Raw genomic sequence first — 19361 nt, 5'->3', positions numbered from 1 at the left:
CAGGAGGGCTTCGCATGAATAATATGAATAACTATGATGTAGCCGCTTATGTCTGGCCGGCTTATACGGGGGACGAACCGAGAACCAGGATGTTCTGGCCGGAAGGAAACGGGGAGTGGCAGTCCGTCAAAAATGCCGCGAGAAAATTTCCGGAACACAATTGGCCGAGGAAACCGTTATGGGGATATGTCAATGAAGCCGATCCTTATGTGATGGAAATGCAAATTAATGCTGCGGCAGACCACGGAGTCAATGTGTTTATCTATGACTGGTATTGGTATGACAAGCGGCCTTTCCTGGAGCAGTGTTTAAATAACGGCTACTTGAAAGCGCGAAACAATGACAGGGTTAAATTTTACTTGATGTGGGCGAATCACGACGTCAACCATACATGGGATATCCGGCTTTCCCATATGCAGGATACGGTCATTTGGGAGGCGTCGGTGGACCGGCCCGAGTTCGAACGAATTGCCAGCAGGTTGATCGCCGACTACTTCAAACACCCGTCCTACTACACCATCGACGGCAAGCCTGTATTTATGATTTACGATCTGGCAAATTTAATGAAGGGCTTGGGAGGAGCAAGCGCAACCAAAGACGCGTTCGAATGGTTCCGAAACCGGGCGGTAGAGGAAGGGCTTCCGGGACTACATCTTCAATTGACCCTATGGAGCGAGATGAGTTTTAATCTTAGCGGCGTCGATGGCGGCAAAGAGGCAACGACAAGCGAGGTTGTCACTCTGCTGGGATTTGACAGCTTGTCCCACTATCAGTTTGTTCATTTTGCAAATATTGACAGAGACTATGATGACATTATGAAGGATGTCGTTCAGGAATGGCAGCGGATTGACCAAACCTATGACATTCCTTATTTCCCGCATATTTCAATCGGATGGGACAACAATCCGCGATTTCAGGAATTCCGTCCCGGCATTGTGAAGCAGAACACGCCGGACAATGTGCAAAAGGCGCTTCAGCTGGGCAAGCAATATGCCGACAGTCATCCAAGGCAGCCTCCGCTGATCACCATTAACAGCTGGAACGAATGGACGGAAACCAGTTATCTTCAACCGGATGACCTATATGGGTACGGTTATCTTGAGGCAGTGAAGCAAACCTTCCAGAAGTAACAGGGCCAACTTCTATTAGATAGAAGTGATGCGGCAGAGAGAGTGTCCCACTTTCTTTATATGGTAATTTGTGGGGGTTTCACACCTGATCTTTTCATGTTTTTCAAGCGACGCGTCGAACTCGACTAATTCAACAAAGCAGCTGATCCAGATTTTTATTATCACGTGACAGAGGCAGCCGGGATCAACCGGCTGCCTCTTCGGCGCGCGGCGAACGGGCAGCATTCCTGGGGAATGGTTTTGGTTATCGAGATGGGATAGGCCTTGGACTTACGATGGCATGCAGGCAAGTTTTTACGGCAACGAAGTTACGACCGGCAAGGGCCGGGGCTGCATAGAGCTCCCTCCGGGCACCGGGAAATGATTGTCGAATGTGCTGATGTTTTGATATACTGACCATGACTTTGTTGAAGGACGTCTCTCGCGGGGCTGCACAATCAGCCTCGCGGTTAAGAAGAGACGTCTTTTTCCACCTTATAGGAATCTATTTAATTGTTCAAGCCCAGGCAAGAATGAGTCATTTCTTCTTATTTCAAGCTAGTATCGTCAATTTATAGAGTTTTGGAGGCGCATTCATTGAACCGCAGCTTATTGACCAGGCTATCCCTGAAGAAGCGGCTTCTCATCATTATTCTGACCAGCTCGCTTATCCCGTTGGCCTTAATTGGAACTCTTTCGTACTATAAAATGTATTCCATGCTGGACAACAAAATCGAGTCAGGCGTGCAAAATAACTTGCAGCAGGTTGAACTTTCGCTGGAGAATACGTTGTCCAACCTGAATCATGTTACACAGCAGCTAGCATTTAACGGAAGTATTGGACAAGATTTACAAAACTATCTGGATACAGCGGATGTATATGAAAAATCGCGATTAGAGAAGGAGCTCGTCAACGAGCTCAATATTATCAACTTTGCCAATCCGTCGATCGGGCTGACCTTCTATTATTTTAAGAACGACCATCGCTTTTTATTTGAGAACTTCCCGATCAAAAAAGATTTTGATTTGGACAGCTTGCCCATTCTGCAGCAGTATGACAGCATTACTTATTATGGTCCGCACAAAGCCAGCAACCGGTTTGACGACAATAACGTCATCTCCGTCTTCCGGCAGGCCAATATCCCGGATCGGGACGATGTGTACGTTTATATTGAAACCGGATTCAAATTTGCCGAGAAAATATTGGAGAGCAGCCAGGACGGCATGCAGGTCGACCATCTGATCGTCAATGATCAGGGTTTGGTCAGCTACAGCGAGAATCCGGCTGATTTTCCTGTCGGCACGATGTATCCGGACGAGAATGTACCGGGCAAATCCTTGAAGCATAAGGGATATTATTTATTCCGGAATGTCAGCAATCAGGGCTGGAGCGTTGTTTCCGTCATCCCGCAGTCGGAGTACAGCAAGGAAATATCGGAATGGATCAAGCAGTTTGCCGGCTTCTCCATTTTGTCGATTGCCGTCAGTCTGCTGCTTGGCTGGCTGCTCTGGCGGATGGTGTACGTGCCTCTTACGAAATTCAATAAAGAGATCATGCAGCTGACAAACAAAAACTTTCATTCTGAGATCAAGACTTCGCAAATTCCCGAGTTCGATCATCTGCTGCATCAATTTTGGAACATGCGCAGACGGATCTGGGAGCTGCTTGCCGAAGTGGAGCAAAAGGAGAAACGAAAAGCAGACCTTGAGGTCGAAAAGCTGATGTACCAGATCAATCCGCATTTTCTCTATAACACGCTCGATACGGTTTGCTGGCTTGCGCGCCTGAACGGCCAGGACGAGATCGACGGTCTTGTTACGTCACTGAACAAGCTGCTCCATTACAATCTGGACAAGCAGGGACAAGAAACGACGATCCGGCAGGAGATCGGCGCTCTGAAGGAATATTTGAATTTGCAGCAGATACGCTATGATTTTCGCTTTGGCGTGGAAATTGATGCTGACGCATCCATCGAAAATCTGGACATTCCCAAGTTTATTCTGCAGCCCCTTGTGGAGAACGCCTTATATCACGGATTGGGAGACGATGGGGTGATACAGGTGCGGGTCAGCCTGGAAGGATCGTCCCATGTCGTCCTCTCGGTAACCGATAACGGAATCGGATTATCCGGGGAGACCATTCATAAGCTGCTTCATAATGAGCGCGGCGAGAACAAGAAGATGGGGTTTGGCATCGGTATCAATTACGTCAAGCGTGTGCTTTCATCGCGATATGGATCGGAAGCCGTAATACAAATGAAAAGCAACGAGAGCGGAGGTACCACCGTTCTGCTTCGTATTCCTTTACAAAAGGCTGGTGTTTGAGATGAACGTATTAATCGTGGATGATGATAAATTGGTCCGCAAAGGGCTGATGGTTCTGATGCCCTGGGGGCAATTCGGGCTGCAGGTTGTCGGGGAAGCGGCTAATGGCGAGGCAGCCCTTCAATTTCTGCAGAATAATGATGTCCATATGCTCGTTACAGACTTGGCCATGCCGGTCATGTCGGGCATCGAATTAATGCGCACCGTCCGCATCCGCTTCCCGGATATTTGGTTGATCGTCCTGACGTTCCATCAGGATTTCGAATATATTCAAGAATCGCTCCGGCTCGGCGCAATCGACTATATCGTGAAGACGCAGCTGGAAAAAGAGAAAATGGAGGACGTGCTTGCGCGCATTATGGGGAGGATTGCCGAAGAAACCGGGAAACGTCCGCCAGCGAGCCGGTTCCTGCCGGAGGAGAACGAGAAGCTTCAATTTCAGAGCGGGAACGGTCTTGTTTTATTATCCCTGACTCCCCGGCAGGACAGCGAATGGACTAAACGGCTTCCGGTTAGGCCGGGAGACTTTATGACGGAAGTGGAACAGGATTTATGGCTGTGGGTCCAAGGCGATAGCGATGCCTTGTCGCTGCAGGGTGAGGATTTGCCGGAACGGCTGCAGGTCGAGCCTGATATTGTCCTGATGCGACTGCCCGATATTAAGGGCTTCGACAGAGGAGAGGCCGTCAAATGGCTGAGGGAATTCCGCAGCCGGGGATTGCTGTACGAATTGGAAGCGGGTAAGCGGCTGTACGATATCTCTATTGTATCGGAGCAGGAGAACTGGCCGATCGTGTTCGAAGACGATGTGCGTGAAATGCATAAACGGTGGTCATCGCTCAGCTGGGTAAACAATGATCTGGTATTCAACGAGTGGTTGACTGATCTGAAGCTGATGCGGCTGCCGAAGGAGAGGCTGGAGAGTATCTTCTACTCCGCTGTCCGGGAATGGGAACGGACGCTCTCCGCCGATACGATATCCGGAAGCTACCGGATCGGCAGCTTATTGTATTGGTACGAGTGGGAGGAATGGCTCCGCGAGACGCGGCGGAGCATGATCGCCTTAACGAATAAGTCGATGTACTCCGGGTCGATCGTGGACAGCATTCTCAAGGCGGCCGACTTGATTGCACAGGATATTACGCTGCAAACCGGTCTTGTCGAAATGGCCAGCACGGTTCATATGAGCCGCAGCTATTTCAGCCAATGCTTCAAGGATATTATCGGGAAGCCCTTCAATGAATATGTCCGCGACCGGCGGATTGCCAAAGCGGAGGAGCTGCTCGCACAGACGGGAATCCCGATCGTGATGATCGCGGAGAGAACCGGTTACCCGAATGAAAAATATTTCAGCCGGTTATTCCGCGAGCAGACGGGTCTGACGCCAAGCGAATACCGCCAGAAGCAGCGGGGTGCACTATCATCCAAAAAATAGCCATAAATCATCTTTTAGATAAGGATAGAGGACGTATATGTAAGTACGATCGTATACGAGATTATGGACGCTTGAGCTCCCGACGGGAGTTTTTTTCTTTTATAATGAAAACGCTAGCAAAACATTCAATCCAAAAAAGGGTGGGAGAATATGAAAGTTGTGAAAATGCTAGGCCTTGTGTTGGCCGCCTCTCTTGTATTTGCGGGATGCAGCAGCAATAACGCCTCAGATACAAACACGGGAGGGCAGCAAGCATCCGACAATACGCCTGTGGATCCGTTTCGTTTGCCTGAGCCGGTAGAGATTCAGATCATCAAGTCCGTCCTTCCGGACCTGACCATGAAGGAAGGCGAGACGATCGAGGACAACGAGTATACCCGATATGTGTTCGACAAAACGAACATTAAAACCAAGGTCATGTGGTACGCTTCTTCGACCGATTATGATCAAAAAATGCAGCTTGCCGTCGCAAGCAACGACATGCCCGACATGATGGTGGTGGATGAGAAGACATTCCGCGCCATGGCGGCATCGGATCAGCTTGAAGATTTGACGGATGTGTACGAGAAATACGTGACGCCGGAAATCCGGAAGTTTTACCAGGCTACCGACAACAAGGTAATCGATGCCGCGACCTACGGCGGGAAATTGCTAGCGCTGCCGAGCGTGGGCATTCAAGCCGATGCCCCTTCCATGCTCTGGGTCCGTCAGGATTGGCTGGACAAGCTGGGCCTTCAGCCGCCCAAGAACATTGAGGAATTGAGGGCCGTGCTCAAAGCGTTCGTGGAGAAGGATCCTGACGGAAATGGCACCGCCGACACGATCGGCTTAACCGGCAACAACGTAACGCTCTCCGCCCAGGGCGGCGGTTTGCATGATTTCAAAGGGATTTTCAATGCATTCAATTCGTATCCCTTGACCTGGGTCAAGGATGAAGCAGGCAATATCGTATACGGCTCGACGATGCCTGGAGTCAAGGAAGCGCTGAGCGTTATCCGCGATATGTACAAGGAAGGTCTTATCGATAAGGAATTTGCGCTGAGGAAAAGTCCGGATGAGCTTGTAGCCAGCGGCAAAGGAGGCGCGTTCTTCGGTCCCTGGTGGACGCCCTGGGCGCTGACCGCTTCAGTAAAGAATGACCCGAAAGCGGATTGGCGGGCTTATATGATTGGGGATAAGGACGGCAAGTACAATATCTCGTCCCTGCCTGCAGCCCAGTCTTACCTCGTCGTCAAGAAAGGCTTCAAGCATCCGGAAGCGGCTGTCGTCTATGCCAACATGTATGACCAGGTGTCGCATACGCCGGATGAGAAGGCCAAGAATCTGATCGTCGGCCATTCCCTGTGGCCGCTTACGATGATTACGGATTACCCTGATGCCGCAACGAAGAAACACGAGCTGCTCCTCGATGCATTGGCAGGCAAGGTGAAGCCGGAAGAATTGGACGGGGAGATGCAATTGGTATACGAGCAGGCGCTCAAGGATAAGGCAAATCCCAAAGCGAATGCCGACGATTGGGCAGCGCCTCAGGCTTATTTGGTAGGAGCGGGCGTGCTGGAGCTGGAAATGAATGCGATCGATCCCGTATTCAGCGCTTCAACCAAAACGATGGAGCGGCGGTGGGCCAACCTGCAGAAGCTGGAAAACGAAACGTTCTATAAAATCGTGCTGGGAAGCCTGGATTTGGATGCGTTCGATAAGTTCGTGGAGGACTGGAAAGCCGAAGGCGGCGATACGATTATTAAAGAGATTGAGGAAGAAATACAGAAATAATCCAATGGATTGCATAAAGCGCCAAGGATGGACCGGCGCTTTATGTCCCTCTGCTGTTTCTTCAGGAAATGAGGCGTTATTAGAATGAAGCATAATACTTTTCAGAAGCACTACCACATGATGTTATTGCCGGGAATGATTCTGCTTATTATTTTTAGTGTCATTCCGATGGTCGGCATTGTGCTCGCCTTTAAGGATTTCAAAATGGGGCTGGGCTTTACGAAATCGCCCTGGGTCGGATTGGAAAACTTTAACTATTTATTTGATATGCGCGACAGCAAAACGATTTTTTTCAACACCATTAATATCGCTTTTTGGAAGATTGTCGCCAATAGCGTCCTGCCGTTGATTTTCGCCATTCTATTGAACGAAGTAAGGAAAGTAGCCTTCAAACGCTGGGTGCAGACGATCGTTTATTTGCCGCACTTCTTGTCCTGGGTTATTTTATCCGGCATTATAATCGATCTTCTCTCGCTCGACGGGGTGGTTAATAATGCGCTGCAAGCTTTTGGCATGGAGCCTATTATGTTCCTTGGAAGCAATACCCTGTTTCCGTGGATTATCATATCAAGCGATGTTTGGAAGGAATTCGGTTTTAATGCGATTATCTACCTGGCGGCTCTGACCGGAATCAGCCTGACCTTATACGAAGCGGCTGAAATCGATGGCGCGTCATGGCTGCAAAAATTAAGACATGTTACGCTGCCGGGCATTGCACCGACCATCGTGCTTCTCGGAACGTTGAGCATCGGAAACATCTTGAATGCCGGATTCGATCAGATCTTCAATTTGTACAATCCGCTCGTGTATGACTCTGGCGATATTATCGATACGTACGTGTATCGCGTTGGTATTGTACAAGCCCAATTTGGTTTGGCGACTGCGGTTGGATTAATGAAATCGGTAATCGCATTGATCTTGATTTTCATCTCGTACCGGTTGGCCAGCAGATTTGCCAATTATCGCATCTTTTAACCAGAAAGGGGTGGCAAGCTCATGGTTCGGAACAAAACAGGGACGGCGCGTCTGTCACGAGGCACTTTATACCTCCTTATGACCGTTATAGCTGTTCTCTCATTGGCTCCGATTTTGTATACGGTCGCAGTATCCTTTAGTGATAAAGCGGCAGCGGCGGCGGGTAAAGTAACCTTGTGGCCCGTCGGTTTCAACACCTTTGCGTATGACACGATATTGAACGACAAAAATTTTCTCGGCTCTTTTTTCATATCCGTGAAGCGGGTGCTGGTAGGCGGCATCATCAATTTTGTGATAACGGTATCAATGGCATACCCGCTATCCCGTCAGGTCGCGGAATTTCGTTCCCGTGATCTGTACATGTGGTTCATCATTGTGACAATGCTGTTCAGCGGGGGGATCATTCCTCTCTATATTTTGATGAAATACTTGGGAATGTTCGACACCATTTGGGCTTTGGTGCTCCCGACTGCAGTACCGGTATTCAACGTTATTCTGCTGATGAATTTCTTCCGGAGCATTCCCAAGGAATTATCGGAAGCGGGCCATATCGACGGAGCAGGCCCATGGTACATGCTGATGAAGGTATTCATTCCGCTGTCCACGCCGGCGTTGGCCACAGTCACATTGTTCAGCATTGTCAGCCATTGGAATTCCTTTTTTGACGGTCTCGTATTTATGCGGAGTATGGATAAATATCCGCTTCAAACGTATATTCAACAGTTTGTCGTTCAAACGAATCTGCAAAATGTATCCTCGGCAGAAAAGATTGAAATGTTCAAAAGGCTGTCCAATCAAACGTTGAATGCGGCGAAAATCGTGATCGGCATGCTTCCGATTCTTCTTATTTATCCATTCCTGCAAAGATATTTTATTCACGGCATCATGCTCGGCTCAGTCAAGGAATAGAACGCCCAGGGAGGACAGGTATGAACGGACAAATTCAACTGACAGGGGAAGAACTCGCGTTCTATCGGGAGAACGGATATTGGATAAGCGGCCGGATCTTCAATGACGAACAGCTGGAACGATTGCAGAGAGCCCATGAGCGTATTTGGGACGGTGATTATGACGGGGACGGCTTTCCGCTGTCAGACTGGCATTCGAACGGCAATCCGCTTCAGCTTCGGAAGATGGACAATGCCTGGTGGATTAACGATGAAGTGAGAGAAGCGGTTACCAGTCCGCTGCTTGGGCAGATCGCGGCGCAGTTAATGGTCACTGGCGAAGCGAGGCTGTGGTACGACCAGGTCATTTATAAACCGGGAACCGGGCAGCAGGCCGCGGAGAAATCCGGGAATGTGGGCTGGCATCAGGATTATGCCTATTGGCAATGCACGGATACCGTTAATCTGGTGACGGCTTGGGTGGCGCTGCAGGATACGGAGGTACAGAACGGCTGCATGCTTGTCGTTCCGGGTTCGCACAAGTGGGGACTTATCCCGGCCAGCGATTCGTTCTTCGATCAGGATCTGGATTCCTTGAAGGAGCGGTTCGCCAAGGAGGGGAGGGTGTGGAGCGAGGTGCCGATGATCCTGAAGGCGGGAGAAGTAAGCTTTCATCATGCGTATACACTGCACGCTTCGGGCCCTAATCTGTCCGATCAGCCGCGCCTGTCAGTCGTTGCGCATCTGATGCCGGGGAATACGGTTTACCGGAACAAAGGGCAGAATGTCGATAACATCCGCCTGCTTGGACCGCGGCCCAAAGAAGGGCAGCCATTCGATAATGCCTATTTCCCGAAATTGTGAATGATATTAAATCGAATAAATGGAGGAATTCAAATGAAAATTCAACTGACGGAACAAGAACGTTCGACCAGACAATTAAATCCGGAGACATTGGAAATTGCGGTTGAGCAGGTAAAAACCAATGGGTATATTCTGTTCGATAAAGTGCTGAGCGATGAGAAAATCGCCCATATCCGCAAATCGTTCGATCCGCTTTTCGATGAATTTATTGAACGCAAAGGCTTCAATACGGGGACGAATCGCGCGCAAATGTTTCTCCCTTTCATGCAGCCCTACATCGACGAGGAGATTATTTGCAATCCGATTGCCACAGCCGTGCTCGACAGCATTCTCGGCGCTGACAACCGCTGTACGTATTTGGCTTCGGACACGCCGATGCCAGGCTCCGATTACCAGAATGTACATTGCGACATCATGCCTCTCTTCCCGGATTTGTCGATTCCGCTGCCGACCTTCAGCCTGGTTGTAAATATTCCGCTGGTCGATGTTACGGAAGAGAACGGGCCTCTTGAGGTTTGGCCTGGCGGTACACATCTGAATCCGGACCGGGCAAACCACGACACGCTGGACGGAAGCGTGAATCCGCATCTGCATATTGTGCGTGCGGCTGAACATATGCTTTCCGAGAAGGTGCTCATGTCCGCCGGTTCGATTGTGATTCGCGATATCCGGATGTGGCATCGCGGAACCCCGAACATCTCCAACGACCGCCGTACGAATCTGGCCATGATTTTTAACAAGAGCTGGTATGGTGGAGGCTCCTATATTCCGATCCCGCAAGAAACATATGATCAGCTGCCGCAAAAAGCCAAGGAAGCGTTCCGCATGGAGAAAATCGGTTTCCCGGCCAAGATGCCCTGGGAGTAATGGAGGATATGATGAGAATTTATCTAATTGGCGCAGGTGTAATCGGCCGGTATCACGCGGAGGCCATACGCAAGCTTCCCGCCGGCGAGCCTGTGGAGCTGAAGGCTGCAGATCCGAACGCGCAGGCGCTTGCCGCCTTCACAGAAACGTTTCCCGAGGCGAAAAGCTATTCTGATGCGCGTACGATGCTTGCTGAGCCGGCGAGAGAGGACGATATCGTCATAGTCGGCACGCCTCCGTTCACGCACTTTGAATTATCGCGGATGGCGCTGGAATCCGGCCGTCATGTATTATGCGAGAAACCGCTGGTGATGAACGGCCAGGAAGCCAAGGTGCTGCTTGATACCGCAAAACGGCATAACCGCATGCTGGGATGCTGCAGCGACCGCTTCCTGGGTCTTTCCAAGACCGAAGAAATCAAATCGATGCTCCACTCGCAAACATTGGGCGAGGTTTATAAGGTGACCTTCGTATACCGGAACCAGCGCGCCCGGGCTGGCGTGGAATACCAGAAGGAGAGCAAATGGTTTCTGGATCGCGCCAAGAGCGCGGGCGGGATTCTGATGGACTGGGGACCTTATGATTTCACAGTGCTCAATGATCTGCTGCAGCCTGAGTCGATTGAAGTTGCTGCAGCCTGGACAAGCAAGCCTGTAACGCAAGCCGATCCGGCGGATACGAAATACGATGTCGAGGGTCATGTCGGCGCGATGCTGAAGTATTGTCTTGCCGGCGGCAAATCCGTATGGGTTCAATATGAGCGGGCATCCTGCACGCACGGCGAACCGTATCATCATGTTGAGCTGGAAGGCACACTGGGTGCGGTGAAGTGGTCGCCGTATTTTGAAACTGATCAGATTGATTACAAACGGGATAAAGAAGGACAAGTGGAAACGACGGAGAACCAGTTGGCCCATAACGGCCCCTTTACCGTTATGGACCATCCGATCTATTACTTTTATCTGAAAGTCAAAGGACTGGACTCGCAAGCAACCATTAATGAGCAAGCGGTTTTCAATTTTCAATGCCTGCAGGCCATCTATGATTGCGCAGAATCGGGAACGCCGCAGACGGTGCCCCACTCCGTGTTATAGGAGGTTATCAGTGCGCCTGTCATCGAAAGGTAAAAGGAGAATTGAGGGATGATCATAAAAGGATTTTCGACCGCAATGTACGGTTGGCATGAACGATTCCGGTTCGACCGAAGAGAGGCCTCCTGGGATGAAATATTCCGGGAGTGTGCGGCAGCCGGGATGAACGCCGTTGAAATCGATCCGGAGCCGGAGCTGGTAAGTCTGGCCCTGATGTACGGTTTATCCGTCTCGGGTGCCTATATCGGGCTTAATCTTCATGAACCGGCGATTCCTTTCGAGGAGAGCGTCATGCCCTTGGCCCGCAGGCTGGCGGTGGCCGGAGGGACGGATCTGATTGTAAATGCGGATCCCAAAGGCGGGTGGGGCGCTGCGCTCCCCAAAACAGAGGACGAATTTAAACGGCAAGGTGAGCATCTGTCGCGTATATCCGCTGCCGCAGAAGAATGGGGGCTGAAGGTCAGCCTGCATAATCATGCGGATGAGAAGCATAATGCGGAAGGCGACCTGCGCAGCGTTATTGAGTACGCCAGTACAGATGTGGGACTATGCGTGGACACGGGATGGGCGCATGCTGCGGGATACGACCCGATTGAATGGATTCGGACCTACCCGGAAAGAATCGATGCCTTCCATTTAAGAAATCAACGGGGGCGGACGCCAACGGAAGATCTCCTTGAAGGGGACATCGATATGGAGAAGCTGCTTCAGGCACTGTCGGATATCGGATATAACGGCTGGCTGGCCTTTGAGCTGCTGCATAACGAAGAGAACCGGCCTGTGCGGACAATGGCCGAAGATGTCAGAAGATCGGTTGAATTTTTGAAGCCGTTCATCCACTAGGAGACAGACAAGCGAGAGGGGCATTTGCTTAAACGGCAAATGTCCCCTTTTATAATCAATATCGGAAGGGGACCGGAAGCGGGAATAACCACACAGTGAAATCTTTTCGCACAAGTTAAAAGCATTTATAAATATTTGACCAAGAGCCGGCTGTTGCAGCCGGCTCTTTTTGCTGAACTGGAGCCGTGCCCGGTCCGGAATCAGTCCCTTTGTGTATGCGGAAGATGTAGGGCGTCCATATGTGTGCCCATAAACCTACCGCTACAATGGGACTGGGAATACTTGCCAAGCTATATTAGTTGTATGAGAATAAAGTAGACATACTATAGGCCTCCTTAAAAAATGTATAGGAAGATTGGAGATGACTGCCCATGCAACCAAAACCGTGAAGTAAAAATAGTACACCAAATCCAAAAATATGCACATTATATAAATCCTTTCTCTTCTGTAAAATGGGTCACAACGGACAGAGGGATGGGGGAAGGGGGGATATGACGTAAACGGAAGCGACATACCAAAGATATCGATAGATTAAGGAGGACACTTGAATGTTTAAACTCATAATTGTGGATGATGAGCTTTGGATCCGGGAAGGTTTGAAACAAACCATAGACTGGGGGGCATACGGTATCCAACTTATTGGAGAAGCCGAAGATGGACGGAAGGCACTCAAGCTGATCGATGACAATATCCCGGATATCGTTATTTCCGATATTAAAATGCCCTCCATGAATGGGTTGGAATTAATTGAAGAGCTAAAATTACGCGGCACAGATATTAAGGTGATTTTTATTAGCGGATTCAGCGACTTCGCATATGCCCAAAAAGCTGTCAAACTCGGTGCGTTCGATTACATTCTCAAGCCGATTGAGGAGAAGGTGATGCTTGAGATCATTGAACGGTGTGTCTGCGAAATCATGAAAAAGAAGGAGGATTCTTTCCGCTTGGAAGAATTGTCAAGCCGGATTAGAGAGAGTTTACCACTCGCAAAACAGAAGCATTTGGAAATGTGTCTAACCCAACCTATGCCGGACAACGAATTACAGATCAAATGGAAAACGTTCCAGATTGAACTGGATCCGAATCGCCTCGTTATTTTGGCTGCCGTAGTGCACGAATGGGGTGAACGAGACATGAATGAGAAGGAATGCTCGCTTATTCGATACGCTCTTGGCAATCTGATGGAGGAGATGATTTCAGGCGATGGCATGCGATGCATCGCATGTCCTTTACATGAGAACGAGTTTCTTGATTTGGCGCTGATTGTTTCTCCACAAGAACATGACAGGCCGGCAATGTATGAGCAATTATTCAGATGTGCTTATCGAGTCATCGAAGGAGCACAAAAATTTCTGGGCATCCGAATTACCATTGGGATCAGCGATATTTCGGATAGAAAGAATCTTTATTCCGCATTTAGGGAAGCGCTTACAAACAGTGCGGGTTACTTATTTGAAGAATCCGGTCATGTCTACGGCCCGGCAATCATGGAAAGCAGTTATATGGATGTCAATGCGCCTCCACAATATCCATTGCCGGCAGCGTATGCTGCATTCCAAATGCCGGAGGCGCGACAGTCAGTTTCTTTTGCAGGGAGCATACCCGTCGCAACGATTAAACCGGAAGCGCTGGATGCTGCACGCTCTAATCGACTGCTGCACGCCCTGAAGCTGATGGATGAACATAAATGTTCCGAGCTGCTTGACGATCAGACTGAGCATCTAAGAGAGCTGATCAAACAAACTTCCGCCATTGCGGTTCGATGCGAGATGAACTTGTATATCGGTATTCTTCTTTCCAAATGGCGAGAACTATGCGCCGCTAAGTATACCTCAGAACCCTTCAGCGTTACTCATCAACAGAAGCTTCAGCTTTATCGGTGTCCCCTTCATGAATGGAAATCCACGATCATGAGTGTCTTTTTAACAAAGAATACCACTGTGTCTGTGTCTGGACAGAAACGCATCATTGAAACAGCATTACGTTACATTCATGACAATTATCACCTTGGCATTAGCCTCAATAGTGTGGCGGAACATATATATTTGAACCCCTCTTATTTCAGCAGGCTGTTTCACGCAGAGGTAGGGGAAACGCTTAGCCGTTATCTCATTCGGATTCGGATAGCAAAGGCGAAGGAGCTGCTCGAGCAGACGCTGCTTAAGATTTATGAGATAGCAGATCGCGTAGGTTATAAGGACTTTCGGCATTTTGTCAAAATATTCAAAGAATATGAAGGGATGACACCAGCTCAGTTCCGCAACCACGGTATGTAGAAGAGGAGGAATCAGGACTGTGGCATTTATTAGGAGAATAAAGCTTACCAATGTAGGCATGAGGGTCTTTGGGTTGTATGTCGCCAGTATGCTTATCATTATTACGGTGATGGGGTATCTCTCTTATGTCAAATCCACCGAGATGATGGAGAACAAGATTGGCGGAATGGCTCTTCAGAATGTTCAGCAAATGAGTAAACGGATTGAGAAAATCATCGAAGGGTACGAGGATCGCTCGCTGCTGGTCGTAGGCAACAAGGAAATTCAGAAACAGCTGGATGGAGAGCTGTCTGACGAAATGGAACGAATCGAGAACAACAATAGCAATACAGCCTTTCTATCTAATCTGGTCAATTCAAGAAACGATGTGGATAGCGTTTACTTGTTTGGCGAGAAAGGCTTCTCCTATCATTACTCGCCTAGAGATTCAACCCCTGCCTATAATCCCTATATTTACGATCATTCCCTCGAGCTCTGGTACAAACAAATTCGCGAAGCAGACGGACAAGCGGTTTACTTCGGTATGGGTAAGTCGTTTATTACGCCATGGAAGGCGGAATCCGGGCCTGTGTTCTGCTTCGGGCGGGCGGAGAAGGACTTTAATAGCCGCGGAGAAATTATCGGTGTTACGTTATATGAGATAGATCCCAAAGAGATTATGGATATTCTATCGGAGATCGACTACGACGGATCGGGCATGAATGTCATTATCGACGGAACCGGGCAGATTGTCGGCGACAAGGACGGCATACGCTTATCCAGTATGCTTGGCGTTCAATTGGAACAAAAGCATCAGGGTATATTCAGCAAACGAATCGATGGAGAAAAGGTGCTCGTTGTTTACAACAAGTTGGAAACAGCCCCCTGGACTCTAGTCGGTATGCTCCGCGGCTCGGAGTTGATGAAGGAAGCGAACGATATCCGCTTTTACATGTTATCGCTCGGAGTCCTGTTTTCCGCAATCGGTATCCTGTTGGCCTTAATTATTGCTTCGACGGTTCACCGGCCGCTGCAGAAGATGATTCGGGCTATGCATAAAGCGAAAAACGGCGATTTCGATGTACGTCTCGAGGACAAGCGGGAAGATGAATTCGGTTACTTGTTTATTCATTTCAACGAGATGGTCGCTCATATCAAGGAATTAATCAATGAACTATATGTGCAGAAGTTGTTGGAGCAGGATCTTCAGCTCAAGATGCTCGGCTCTCAGATTAACGCTCATTTTCTATACAATACGCTGGATTCGGTACACTGGATTGCACGGATTAACAAGGTGGACGATATCAGCACTATGGTCTTTGGGTTATCCAGGTATTTGCGGTTGAGTCTCAGCGAAGGCAGGGATGAGGTGTACGTCAGTGAGGTCGTACAGTTGATCGATAGTTATATCATGATTCAGAAGGTTCGCTATCAGGATAAGTTCACTCTTCTCTTGAAAGCAGACACATCGCTTGCGGATTATAAGGCGCTTAAATTTATATTTCAACCTATCGTAGAGAACGCGATTTATCATGGGCTGGAGAAAAAGACTGGCAAAGGCAGGCTTGATGTAGCATTTATTCGGGAATGCAATTGCTTGAAGTTCATTGTAGCTGACGATGGGGCCGGGATATCGGACGATAAGTTGTCCGAGCTGCAGCTTATATTGAAAGGCGGGGAACCGCAGGATAATCGGAATTTTGCGCTGCGAAACATTAATTCACAGATTAAAATCGCATACGGGCCTCAGTACGGGATAGAGATCCACAGCCGATACGGGGAAGGTACTACGGTTACGATGACGATACCGCTCACGAAGAGGGATCAGGTTAAGCATGCCAGCTGAACTCGTTCCATGCAGAAGATGCCGCAACATGCAACGGATTCCATTAATTGTAAGGGGGATTTATGTAAAGATGAGAGAGCTCTTACTTGGTGAGAAAAGCCGTGTATCTTCCATTCTTATCCTCATGATAGCCGTAATCATGTTATTGGCCGCATGCAGCAGCAAAGAATTTTCATATTCGGAAGCGGATACGGGGACGGCCAATGACAATGGTGATTCGAGTAATGTAAAGAAGAGCAGCGAACCTGTAACGATAAGCTTCTGGTTTCCATGGGGAGGAGGATTTCAGAAAGAATTTTACGATACAGTCGTGAAACCGTTTGAAGTGGTTAATCCGGATATCAAAGTCCAAATGACTTTTGTTGAAAACTCTGATAATACCCAGGCTTCGGATAAATTGCAGACCGCGATTGCAGGAGGCCAGGCACCGGATGTAGCAATGTTTGACCGGTTTATGGTCGGACAATGGGCTGAAATGGATTCTTTGGAGGATTTAACCCGGTATGCCGTCCAGGATGATATGGGAAGCCTCTATTACCCTAATGTATGGTCGGAAACTCAATATAAGGGCAGAACGTACGCGCTCCCATGGAATATGGACAGCCGTGCTATGTTTTACAACAAATCCATGATGCAGGAAGCGGGCTTTGACCCGGACAAACCGCCGACAACGATAGCAGAGCTGGATGCAATGGCTGAAAAAATGTTCAAAAAAAACAGCAATGGAAGTTACGATCAGGTTGGTATTATACCTTGGATGGGCCAGGGGTTCTTATATACACATGGTTGGAACTTTGGCGGCCAATGGGAGAAGAACGGAGAACTTATGCCAAACGATCCGCAAATTGTCAAGGCGCTGGAGTGGATCCAAAGCTATGCCAGGAAATATGACAACAAGAAAATGACGAATTTCTCGAATAGTTTGAGGCAAAGCGGACAAAATCCGTTCATGTCCGGCAAAGTAGGTTTTATTTTTGAAGGCAACTGGCTGCTTAACGATATCGATAAGGCGAATTTTGAGTGGGGTGTAGCGCCGATGCCTTCAGAAGAGGGTAACAAATCGGTTACTTGGGCGGGAGGCTGGTCTTTCGTTATGCCCAAAGGAGCCAGGAACCAAGATCAGGCGTGGAGGTTTATTAAATTCATTGCTGGTAAAGAGGGGGCTCTTCTTTGGTCAGGCCGACCGGCTAACAATTATGATCTGACCTGTATTCCGGAAGTGAACGCACAGCTTGGATTGGATAAGAAGGAAAAAATGAACGTATTCATCAAGCTGCTGGAGCATGCATATATTCGTCCGGTAACGCCTGTGGGCGGATTCATGTGGGATGAGATGTATCGCGTACAAAAGCTGGCAGTCAATCTGCAGGGTGAACCAAAAGCCCTCCTGGGCGAAATGAAGAAGAATCTCGATACTGAGCTTGCAAAAGTGAAGGCATTGGAAGGGTCGAAGATTGAGCGTACCCATAAAACAAAAATACTACACTAAATACAAACATAGGCACGTTACCGAATTGAATTAAAGCGTTTACACTAAGGTGGTGTCAAAGATATCTATTGAGATGATTAAAGAGGAGGCTGGAAAGTGAGGAAAAAGAGTGTTGAAACTCTACATTTTAAAAGCAAAATGATTATGTTTGTTGTGGCCGCACTATTAGTTTCCATTGCATTAACAGGCTGCGGGGGTACGAATGAAGCAAGCGGAACGAATACATCAAATGGAAACAATAAAAAAACCGGAGACCGTACAGCAAATGGAGATGATGCAAACAGCGGGGCCGCTAACGGGAATAGCAAAGACAGCAGCAAGCAAGTAACGCTCGATTTTTGGTCATGGGGCGGCAAGTTTCAGCAGGATTATACGAAGATTGTCATTAGTGAATTCGAGAAAACGCATCCTAACATCAAAGTAAAATACATTACCGAACAAGGGACCGAGAAATTGACGACTCTCATTGCCGGAGGTACGCCTCCGGATGTGGCCTTACTCGATCGCTTTATGGCGGGAGCGTGGGCAGCCAAGGGCTCTCTCGAGAGCTTAACTCCTTATCTCGCAGACGGCACGGTTACCGCTGATGATTTCTACCCCAGCGTTTGGGAAGAAGGGAATTACAAGAATGAATTATATGCTATGCCGTTTGGTACGGATAACCGGGCGATGTATTTCAACAAAACATTAATGAAAGAAGCCGGTCTTGATCCGGAGAAGCCACCGACTACTATTAGCGAGCTTGACGCGGCGGCTGAGAAGATATTCAAGAAAACAAGCAGCGGGTATGAACAGGTCGGGTTAATTCCATGGATGAATCAGGGCTTCTTATATACCCAGGGATGGAACTTTGGCGGGGAATGGGCAAAAGACGAGGAACTAACGCCGAACGACCCTCAAATCGTGAAAGCGCTTGAATGGATGACTGGTTATGCGAAGAAGTATGACATGGCCAAAATTAACAATTTCAACGACGTAATGGGGAAAACCGGAATCAATCCATTCTGGACGGGGAAAGTCGGATTTGTGTTTGACGGAAACTGGATATTGAACGATTTGATCAATAACGCAAAGGTGAAACCGAAATTTGAATGGGGCGTCGCTCCGATGCCTGCAGAGGATGGACAAGCTCAATCCACCTGGGCAGGAGGCTGGTCTTGGGTTATGCCAAAAGGAGCCAAGCATCCTAAAGAAGCATGGGAGCTGCTCAAATATATCGGCGGTTATGAAGGCACGCTGCTCTGGGGAAAACGTGCGGATGCCGGAAATGATATTACAGCGATGCCGAAGGTGAATGAGGAGTTGAAAATAGCGGATAATCCAAAATTGAAAGTATTCCTAGATTTGATGCCAACCGCGCATACTCGCCCTGTTACCCCGGCAGGTCAAAAAATGTGGGATGAAACATTCCGTGTGACGGATTTAGCACTGAACGGGAAAGGCGAGCCCAAGAAACTGCTGGATGAAGCAAAAAAGAACGTGGATAACGAATTGAAAAAACTAGAAGCTGCCAAATAAATGATCAGACCGGTAAAGGGGAGATACGAAGCTGCCTCTTTCCTTTACCGATTTACCGGCAAGGACAAATAAGACAACTGCCTG

14 protein-coding genes are annotated in these 19361 nt (G+C 48.6%); all 14 read left to right on the top strand.

Translation table 11 applies throughout. The features are described 5' to 3' along the window. Positions 1 to 14: 14 nt before the first annotated feature. The 14 genes from AC0YOB_RS27975 to AC0YOB_RS27910 all read left to right on the top strand — a co-directional run bounded on the left by AC0YOB_RS27975 (position 15) and on the right by AC0YOB_RS27910 (position 19277). On the top strand, positions 15 to 1130 hold the full coding sequence (locus AC0YOB_RS27975; RefSeq protein WP_475795573.1) for a glycosyltransferase WbsX family protein: 1116 nt from the start codon (positions 15 to 17) through the stop codon (positions 1128 to 1130). 576 nt (positions 1131 to 1706) lie between these two features. Beyond that, the gene (locus tag AC0YOB_RS27970; RefSeq protein ID WP_475795572.1) at positions 1707 to 3434 is read left to right on the top strand and encodes a sensor histidine kinase; all 1728 of its coding nucleotides are present in this window, start codon (positions 1707 to 1709) and stop codon (positions 3432 to 3434) included. A 1-nt stretch (position 3435) separates the two neighbouring features. Further along, on the top strand, positions 3436 to 4869 hold the full coding sequence (locus AC0YOB_RS27965; protein ID WP_475795571.1) for a response regulator transcription factor: 1434 nt from the start codon (positions 3436 to 3438) through the stop codon (positions 4867 to 4869). Positions 4870 to 5019: 150 nt separating this feature from the next. After that, positions 5020 to 6642: an extracellular solute-binding protein gene (locus AC0YOB_RS27960; RefSeq protein WP_475795570.1), complete on the top strand. Its 1623-nt coding sequence runs from the start codon at positions 5020 to 5022 to the stop codon at positions 6640 to 6642. 84 nt (positions 6643 to 6726) lie between these two features. Then, positions 6727 to 7617 (top strand): ABC transporter permease, encoded by an 891-nt coding sequence (locus tag AC0YOB_RS27955; protein WP_210044147.1) that lies wholly within the window; start codon positions 6727 to 6729, stop codon positions 7615 to 7617. 21 nt (positions 7618 to 7638) lie between these two features. Then, positions 7639 to 8526 (top strand): carbohydrate ABC transporter permease, encoded by an 888-nt coding sequence (locus AC0YOB_RS27950; RefSeq protein ID WP_210044148.1) that lies wholly within the window; start codon positions 7639 to 7641, stop codon positions 8524 to 8526. Positions 8527 to 8546: 20 nt separating this feature from the next. Beyond that, positions 8547 to 9368 (top strand): phytanoyl-CoA dioxygenase family protein, encoded by an 822-nt coding sequence (locus AC0YOB_RS27945; RefSeq protein WP_475795569.1) that lies wholly within the window; start codon positions 8547 to 8549, stop codon positions 9366 to 9368. Positions 9369 to 9401: 33 nt separating this feature from the next. Then, positions 9402 to 10235, top strand: a complete 834-nt coding sequence (locus AC0YOB_RS27940) for a phytanoyl-CoA dioxygenase family protein (RefSeq protein ID WP_210044150.1) — start codon at positions 9402 to 9404, stop codon at positions 10233 to 10235. Positions 10236 to 10243: 8 nt separating this feature from the next. After that, positions 10244 to 11329 carry a Gfo/Idh/MocA family protein gene (locus AC0YOB_RS27935; protein ID WP_475795568.1) on the top strand — a complete coding sequence of 362 codons (1086 nt, stop codon included), beginning with the start codon at positions 10244 to 10246 and terminating at the stop codon, positions 11327 to 11329. A 48-nt stretch (positions 11330 to 11377) separates the two neighbouring features. Further along, the gene (locus tag AC0YOB_RS27930) at positions 11378 to 12169 is read left to right on the top strand and encodes a sugar phosphate isomerase/epimerase family protein (protein WP_475795567.1); all 792 of its coding nucleotides are present in this window, start codon (positions 11378 to 11380) and stop codon (positions 12167 to 12169) included. A gap of 548 nt (positions 12170 to 12717) precedes the next feature. Continuing rightward, on the top strand, positions 12718 to 14445 hold the full coding sequence (locus AC0YOB_RS27925; protein WP_475795566.1) for a response regulator transcription factor: 1728 nt from the start codon (positions 12718 to 12720) through the stop codon (positions 14443 to 14445). Positions 14446 to 14464: 19 nt separating this feature from the next. After that, positions 14465 to 16270, top strand: a complete 1806-nt coding sequence (locus tag AC0YOB_RS27920; RefSeq protein WP_475795565.1) for a cache domain-containing sensor histidine kinase — start codon at positions 14465 to 14467, stop codon at positions 16268 to 16270. A 70-nt stretch (positions 16271 to 16340) separates the two neighbouring features. Then, positions 16341 to 17759, top strand: a complete 1419-nt coding sequence (locus tag AC0YOB_RS27915) for an ABC transporter substrate-binding protein (protein WP_475795564.1) — start codon at positions 16341 to 16343, stop codon at positions 17757 to 17759. Between the two features lie 96 nt (positions 17760 to 17855). Then, positions 17856 to 19277 (top strand): ABC transporter substrate-binding protein, encoded by a 1422-nt coding sequence (locus AC0YOB_RS27910; protein ID WP_475795563.1) that lies wholly within the window; start codon positions 17856 to 17858, stop codon positions 19275 to 19277. Positions 19278 to 19361: the final 84 nt, after the last annotated feature.

This window comes from Paenibacillus sp. JT31N17 (genome assembly GCF_056269255.1).
The sequence above is the reverse complement of the archived record's forward strand: the minus strand, read 5'-3'. Positions and strand labels throughout refer to the sequence as shown.

Coding starts and splice junctions, on each gene's coding strand:
- AC0YOB_RS27915 (WP_475795564.1), top strand. CDS start 16,341: ATGAGAGAGCTCTTACTTGGTGAGAAAAGCCGTGTATCTTCCATTCTT.
- AC0YOB_RS27945 (WP_475795569.1), top strand. CDS start 8,547: ATGAACGGACAAATTCAACTGACAGGGGAAGAACTCGCGTTCTATCGG.
- AC0YOB_RS27940 (WP_210044150.1), top strand. CDS start 9,402: ATGAAAATTCAACTGACGGAACAAGAACGTTCGACCAGACAATTAAAT.
- AC0YOB_RS27930 (WP_475795567.1), top strand. CDS start 11,378: ATGATCATAAAAGGATTTTCGACCGCAATGTACGGTTGGCATGAACGA.
- AC0YOB_RS27965 (WP_475795571.1), top strand. CDS start 3,436: ATGAACGTATTAATCGTGGATGATGATAAATTGGTCCGCAAAGGGCTG.
- AC0YOB_RS27960 (WP_475795570.1), top strand. CDS start 5,020: ATGAAAGTTGTGAAAATGCTAGGCCTTGTGTTGGCCGCCTCTCTTGTA.
- AC0YOB_RS27950 (WP_210044148.1), top strand. CDS start 7,639: ATGGTTCGGAACAAAACAGGGACGGCGCGTCTGTCACGAGGCACTTTA.
- AC0YOB_RS27955 (WP_210044147.1), top strand. CDS start 6,727: ATGAAGCATAATACTTTTCAGAAGCACTACCACATGATGTTATTGCCG.
- AC0YOB_RS27975 (WP_475795573.1), top strand. CDS start 15: ATGAATAATATGAATAACTATGATGTAGCCGCTTATGTCTGGCCGGCT.
- AC0YOB_RS27925 (WP_475795566.1), top strand. CDS start 12,718: ATGTTTAAACTCATAATTGTGGATGATGAGCTTTGGATCCGGGAAGGT.
- AC0YOB_RS27935 (WP_475795568.1), top strand. CDS start 10,244: ATGATGAGAATTTATCTAATTGGCGCAGGTGTAATCGGCCGGTATCAC.